Source organism: Bacteroides caecigallinarum (genome assembly GCF_021530995.1).
In the GTDB taxonomy this organism is placed as follows: Bacteria; Bacteroidota; Bacteroidia; order Bacteroidales; family Bacteroidaceae; genus Phocaeicola; species Phocaeicola faecigallinarum.
Genome location: NZ_JADYTF010000147.1, coordinates 1 through 6701, shown reverse-complemented (window position 1 = coordinate 6701; position 6701 = coordinate 1). Strand labels below are relative to the sequence as shown.

General features: G+C 37.1%; 5 protein-coding genes. 2 read left to right on the top strand and 3 right to left on the bottom strand.

Translation table 11 applies throughout. The features are described from left to right. A partial coding sequence (locus I6E24_RS14810; protein ID WP_235329342.1) for a transposase occupies positions 1-206 on the top strand: 206 nt, incomplete at its 5' end. Between the two features lie 17 nt (positions 207-223). Here the strand turns inward: I6E24_RS14810 and I6E24_RS14805 are convergent. The 3 genes from I6E24_RS14805 to I6E24_RS14795 form a co-directional block, all read right to left on the bottom strand. Then, positions 224-781: a hypothetical protein gene (locus tag I6E24_RS14805; RefSeq protein ID WP_204405159.1), complete on the bottom strand. Its 558-nt coding sequence runs from the start codon at positions 779-781 to the stop codon at positions 224-226. 239 nt (positions 782-1020) lie between these two features. Then, positions 1021-1890 carry an Rpn family recombination-promoting nuclease/putative transposase gene (locus I6E24_RS14800; RefSeq protein WP_235329340.1) on the bottom strand — a complete coding sequence of 290 codons (870 nt, stop codon included), beginning with the start codon at positions 1888-1890 and terminating at the stop codon, positions 1021-1023. Between the two features lie 367 nt (positions 1891-2257). Then, positions 2258-3553 (bottom strand): ATP-binding protein, encoded by a 1296-nt coding sequence (locus I6E24_RS14795; protein ID WP_235329338.1) that lies wholly within the window; start codon positions 3551-3553, stop codon positions 2258-2260. Positions 3554-3936: 383 nt separating this feature from the next. Here I6E24_RS14795 and I6E24_RS14790 point away from each other — a divergent pair, with 383 nt between their 5' ends. After that, positions 3937-6555 (top strand): collagen-like protein, encoded by a 2619-nt coding sequence (locus I6E24_RS14790; protein ID WP_394800416.1) that lies wholly within the window; start codon positions 3937-3939, stop codon positions 6553-6555. Positions 6556-6701 lie beyond the last annotated feature (146 nt).

Below are 6701 nucleotides of genomic sequence, written 5' to 3'. Positions count from 1 at the left end.
TGGTGAAGATGGCAGCCACAGTAATGGCACACAGAACAGGCATACTCGCATGGTACGACTGTCATATATCGACCGGAAAAGTAGAAGGAATCAACAACAAGATAAAGGTCTTGAAGAGAGCGGCATATGGATTTAGGGATGAACGATACTTTGAATTGAGGTTATATGCACTCCATGATTGCCGCATCACGCGAAATGTCGGATGAACCATAAATAAGAGACCTCAGCCGCTTATATAAACGTCTATAGCATTAGAAAGCTTCAAATCGGACAACTGGGAGACTATGCAACGGCGGAAAAAATCAAAAACCTCATCATAACACTCCATCATAATTTTTCCGTCAATACTGAGAATCATCTCCCTTGCATTATATGGTATCTCATGCCAATTGTCATCATCAACATAAAAATATTCATATTTGGAATCATCCTGGTAACTCTGAAAAGATCTGTCTTTCAGGATTTCAAGGCGCTCATCAATAGTAGAAAGGCTCTCCAACTTGGATATTACAAATTCACTTTCATATTTGCATTTACCGATATATCTTATTGAATAAAAACGTTTCAGAAATGTAATTAACTCTTTATCGAGCAAGTCTCTGTCAAGTTCGAACTCATAATAACAATCGTGTTCTATCCTCTTGAAGTCCTCAAGTCGCAATTTCTCAATTATCTGATTGAGGATATACTCTTCTGTACGATTTTCATTAACATGCTTACGTATGTAGTCCTTTCGTACAGCTACTCCGAGCATTAAACCTATTGCAAGAAACTGTCCCATAAAATAATGATTTTATTGATTGTAGTTCACAAATATAATACAAAACTCATTATAGTCACTATTGAACAAAATCATTCAGTAACAAAACTCCAAACTCATATACACACTACATCGTCTGCACTGTAGAGCATATAATCAAGTGCTGATAATATTTTGTTTATTTATTACAATTTTATATTGATACAGACAAGATATTATCAGTTAAGAAAGGAGGCAGTTTGATGGCTCTACCGACAACATCAAAGAGAAGATATTTCCTCTTCCGAAAGACCTGTACTTACTGATATCACATCAAAGGAAATTCCCGAATTCTTAAGTTTCCTGGCTATATCCATTTTCTCTTCAAGTTTACCTTCGGCACGACCTTCGGCACGACTCTTCATTACAGCAGTATTAATAGTGTTCAGCCAGTCACGGTACACCTTGAGACTGTCCTCGTACTCCTCATACTGCTCCTTGGAAAATTTAGCTATCTCGGCCGATTCAAAAAGACGGGTGAAGACCCTTTCCTGCAATGCCGCGGGACGTTCCATCAGACGGGAAAGGTTTCTGATGACGAACATCCACTTGTCGAACATGGTCTCAAGCTCATCTTCTGTCTTGTTGAACTTTGGCATTTCAAGATAAATGAAAGTGAGCTTGTCATAGAACACTTCATTGGTGTTTAAATCAACAAGTTTAACATTATGGTGATAGTAGTCCGTAGTATCGTCGCTGAACTTGAAGTTGAGTATGCCTATCACATAGACGGCTTTCAACTTATAATCCCATTCGCCTTTAAGACCCTGCTCACGGATCGGGAAAGTGGAGTAATAGATGCTCCTGTCCTTGAAGTACTGCTGCTCACCGCGCTGCATCTCAACAAGGATTTTCTCGCCACGCTCATTCTCGCAATATACATCGAACACGGCGCGGCGGTCACGCTCCGACGTACCCAAATGCTCGGTGTTGAGGTAATTAAGGTCGCATATCATTTCCTTGCCGCCAAGAAGGCTGTTGATGAAACTTATCAGAAGTTCCTTGTTTATCTCCGAGCCGAAGAGCATCTTAAACCCGAAATCTGTATAAGGATTGACATATCTGTCGCCGGCAAAACTGTCTTTAACCATAGTTCAATGTATTAGCGTTACTTTCCGCAAATATAATGCAAACACAAATATTCACAAAAATATAAATCACTTTTTGACATCCGGCATGGGGGATTGCTGAATTCACTTAGCTCTTTTTCTATAAGGGTGTTTTTATGCGGGTAAAATTAGACTTTGTCCCCAAGTTATATATATCCATAATCTCCTTTACTCTGTCAGTAAAATTCTCATTTTCAACTGAAACACCATAAAAGAAAGCTTTTTCCTTTGTTCATTGTTTTACATATACGAATACAAATAGATACTATTCCTGACCGGTTATCATGTGAAAGTTGGAATTGTCGACACAATACCTGTATATACCGTTCGTAAACTTATTTAGTAAGACTCATCTCATCCACTTCCAAGCCGGGATTACATCAATTTTTTTATTTTCTATTTCCAGAACAGCCTCATAATCACTGGTTATGATTTTCAAGTTATCACATCCTGTTGCAGACGAAGCCTCAATCAGACCTTTTATTTCCCTCTCTCTTGTTTCAGCATCAGTCATGTCCCATGTCACCTGTATCAGCTCCGTAACATACTCCTCACGCTGGATTACGAAATCACATTCACAATTCCCCTGATAATAGGAAATCTTCTCTGACGGCAGACGGTTCCTGTACAGATGCATGAAGACGCTGTTCTCAAGGTTCTTCCCATTGTCATTGCTTTGGGGCATGATGACAGCGCCACGCAGACCGTTGTCTATACAATAATATTTGTCAAGGGATTTCTGCTCCTTGACGAGGGAGCGCTCGTATCTTGAAATTCTTATGAACATGAAAATATCACATACATAATCTGCCCATAGATAAAGGTCGTCTTTCGTGACCTTTAGTCCTTGCGACTTTATGTCCTTATATATGGCATTGATTGATGTTGGTTTCGTGAGATTGGACATTATCCTCTTTACGAAATATCTGACAACGCCGATATTGGAAATCTTGTAATGCTCTACCAGATCCTTAAGAATCATTGTATCAAAATATCCGTGCAGGAGCTTTATCTGTTCGGAACGCGTATGCGTAAGGACAATTTCCGGGAAGGAACTTCCGCTGTTATATTCCAGGAATGCATTGCGCAGCCGGACCATGTCCTGCTCCAGATAACTATCGGTTTTCACACCGGTAAAGCGACAATATTCACTAAATGAAAGAGGGAAAGTCTCATACTCCAACGGATATCCTCTCAATGCGGAACATAGTTCCTTTGAGAGCATTGTGGCATTGCTTCCACATACATAAATGTTCTTGCAATATGATTTGTAAACGCGCAGTACAAAGTATTCCCAGTCCTTTATCAACTGTATCTCATCCAGAAAGACATGTACATCCTTGAAATCCACGTCAGGGTACATTTCCATATAGGAAACAACGACTTCATCCAGTTCGGACGCGTCCATGTTCTTTAATCGTTCATCATCAAAACCTAACCATAAAATGTTCCTGGCAGGGACTCCGCCAGCTACAAGTTCGTTTATTGCTATTTCCATCATTGTGGATTTTCCACATCGCCGCACTCCGGGGACGGTTATAATCTTTTTACGTCCTAAAGGCAGTTTGGTGTCTCTATCGATAACGTCAAAAGGTATTTCATTCTGCTTTATCGCTATTAAAGATTTTATAATATCCTTTCTCATGGTATTTCCTTTTTTAAAGGACAAATATACTAAATATTTTCCTTTTAAAAAGGAAAAATGTGGGGAATATGCCAACTTTCCAATACTTTTCAGAATTTTACAAGATACTATATTATGATTATAAGTTTGAATTGTCGGCACGATATTTCCATAACGCCAAAATCGCACTCAGAAGCCTTCTGGGGCGGGTCGATAGCTGTATCGTTGTCTGAAAATGTCCCACAAATGTCTCCAGATTTTCAACCATTTACCATGATACTTGTTTCTATATGTTTTGTTTATAATAAGTTGAATTATAACCATTTAATTCTTTTAATTTATAAATTAAAATTTTTTTATCATGAAAAAAGTATTTAAGTGCACTTCTGTTTGGAGCTCTTTTGGTGACTTCAGCAGGAACTTTTACTTCTTGTAAGGACTATGATGACGAAATCAACAACTTGCAGGAACAGATTACATCAAACAAAGATGCAATCGCAGCATTGCAGAAACTTGTCGGCGAAGGTAAGTGGGTTACTTCTATCTCACCTATCGAAAACGGTTTCACTGTAACAATGAGCGATGGTTCTACTACAGAAATTAAAGGTATCAACGGCGAAGACGGAGCTGCTGGTCAGGACGGAAAGCCAGGTACTATGTGGAGAATCAATGAAACCAACTTCAACTGGGAAATGAGTGAAGATGGTGGCAATACGTGGAAAGATACTGGAATTTGTGCAAAGGGAGAAAAAGGAGATCAGGGTGAACCGGGACAGCCAGGTGAACCAGGACAGCCAGGTACACCGGGACAGCCAGGTGAACCTGGAAAAGATTGTCCATCTCCTGAAATTAGTGAAGATGGTTATTGGGTAGTTTATAAATGGGATGCAGAAAAAAATGATTATGTATCAGAGAAAACTACTGTAAAAGCAAAATATAATGAAGTTTACGCTACAGATAAAGGTGATTACATCATTCTTTCTGTTGACGGAAAAGAGTACCAACTTCCTAAGACTCAGGAAGCAGCTACTAATCTTGAAATAAATATTGATAATACAGATTTTGGCGGCTCTACATGGGGTATGGTATCAGATGATAAGGGTGTAGAATGGAAAGGTAAGACATTACCTAAAGGTACCGTATTGTTATCAAATGATAATGATCAAATAACAATTTCTGTAAAACCTTATACATACGAACTTGATCAGCAAGATTTGAGGCTTGTTGATACTGAAGGTAATTATGCTGACGCAGATGTTGTACCAACAGCCAAGAATGTAGCAGAAGAGGGTAAGCCTGCAACACGTACAGTATCTGTTACAGGTGACTGGAATCTTGCTGTAAATTTAAAAGATATTAAAGTTAGTGAAGATGGAAACTCTATAACTAACTATATGTATGAAAACGATAAAATTCTATATGCTCTCGAAGTGAACGGAAAGGTTGTTTCACCATATAAGTTTACTATTGCTACTGGTTACAAAAATGTCAATCAGGATGTAGATAATAATCTTATTTTTACTACTTCAGACAATTCAAGTCTTTATGAATTGAGTTTTACAGAAGAAAATAAGTTTACTGTAAAACAAAACAAAGGAAGTTATCAGAATATTGTTGCAGACGCATATCTTACTTTTGAAGGTGCAGAAGCAGATAGGGCTAAAGCCTTAGATGTTACAGCTGATGGTCTTACGATAAAAGGTTCGGAGAAAGCAGCTGGACAATACTTGAATGTAACTGTACATGTATTAGGTGTTAACGGTAAAACTTTTGAAACTGTTAGAAGTATACAATTTGCAGGTTCTGAAGTTGAAGCTGGAGAAATCTCTGTTGCAGATCATAAAGTCACACTTGGTACGACAAAATCTATGATGATTAATGTTGACGGTGTCTTCTCTTATGACGATGTACAGAAGATGAGATTTGTATATGATAATAATTCAGGAGAATTTACTAATCAAATTTATGGATTTGATCTTTCTATTGCAAAAGATGAGATTGGTCTATTTAGTACCCGACTTATTAGTGATTATTATAATCAATATTCTAATTGTACATTAAAAGCTTATAAAGACAAAGATAAAGAAGAAGAATTTAAATTTGGAGTTGATGCCGCTTCTGATTTGAATTATATTGAATTTACAACTGATTTAGGCTATAATTCAGAAGCAGAGACGGGAGCTTATACTCTGACTTTGACTTTGAAGGATGGAGTAAATGAAATCAAGAAAGTTGCAGCTAACTTTAATGTAAATGTACCATCATTCGAAGAAATGTTCATTAAGAGAACTAATATTTGGGATGGAAATGTTGTAGCATTCAGAACTATTGTAAGCAATAACGTTGTTAATATCACTTCTTCATTTGGTCAACTGTATTCATTAACTGCAGATTATAGCACTTTAAATCCATCAGATGCTAAGTTTAAGTTAGTTAATTCTTCTAAGACAACAGCCACCGAAGGTGGTATAATAACAGTGAAGGATGATGTTCTTAAAGATGGTAAGGTTCTTAAAGATATTACTGCTAAGTATGAATATCCACTTGGAGGTAAATTTACAGTTGTATCGCCAGAGTTCACAATACATCCATATTCTGTTGTAGATGGATTCACATTGAAATTCTATGACAAGAATACTGTTAAGGATGCTATTGAACATCAATTCGGCTCTGGATTTGATGGCTCTTATGTTACAGTTGCAGCTGCATTAACAGGTACAGGAGAAAAGAATAAAGAATATAGTGGTCTTGCAGCATTCTTAAATAATAAGCCTGCTGTTATTGGTAATAATTTAGGTGTGACAGACGCTGAAATCTCAGCAGAAGTTATAACCACAGGTTATGCTGACGTAGAAGCTCAGATTGAAAGCGGTGCATTACTGTTGATGAATAAAGCAAATGGTACACAGACTCTAAAAGCTCCAGAAGGTGCTGTAACTTCTTATGATATTACTGTACGTGTAACTATCATGGATGGTGCAATAAAGAATACTGCTGATTATACTGTACGTATCACAAAATAATTTCTTTAGTCAATAATATAACTTTAGAAATTTAGTAAACATCTTACCCAGGATTTTGAGTTTTCTCAATATTCTGGGTAAGTTATTCTAGTAGAAATTCAGAAATCTATTGAAAATTATTCAAAAACATATTTATACAATATATA